The organism is Flavobacterium maritimum (assembly GCF_040049085.1).
In the GTDB taxonomy this organism is placed as follows: Bacteria; Bacteroidota; Bacteroidia; order Flavobacteriales; family Flavobacteriaceae; genus Flavobacterium; species Flavobacterium maritimum.
This window is the reverse complement of record NZ_JBDLZY010000028.1, coordinates 1-587: the sequence shown is the minus strand read 5'-3', so window position 1 is coordinate 587 and position 587 is coordinate 1. Positions and strand designations below refer to the sequence as shown.

The 587-nt window shown below is 32.7% G+C and carries 1 pseudogene; it reads left to right on the top strand.

The features are described 5' to 3' along the window. Positions 1 to 587, top strand: a pseudogene (locus ABEB23_RS18125) (O-antigen ligase family protein); the annotation flags it as partial.

Here is a 587-nt window from a genome sequence, read left to right as displayed (position 1 = left end):
GTTGATATTAGAAAAGCCATTGCTTTTAATATTAGTGGGCCTATTTGTTTGGCTATAAGTGCTATATATTGTTATCAAAGGCAAATAAGTTTCGATAGATTTTTGGGAGTGATTACTGCCTTTTCATTGCCCCTAATAACTATAGCAGTTTATCTGTTTTTATACACCCCAAGTGTAAAAGATGTAGTGACGGGAACGGCTTCAAATTTTGCTACTTCTGGAGGATTTGGTCCTAATCAGGTTTCGACAATTTTGGGTTTAGCTGTTTTTATTTTTTTTGTTCAGTTGTTATTTAATTCTAAAAGTAAATTATTACAAATGATTAACGCTTTTTTTGTAATGTTTTTTGCTTTTAGAGGAATTGTGACTTTTTCCAGAGGAGGAACTTATACGGCAATTATGATGGTTTTTGTTTTGATAATGATAATGTATTTTAAAGCGAAAGGAAACATAAAGCCTAAACTGGGATTAATTGTTTTAATGTCGTTTATCATCGGTTTAGGGGTTTGGGGTTATAGTTCTTTGCAAACCAACGGACTTATTAATAAACGTTATGCGAATCAGGATGCCTTAGGGCGAGAAAAACA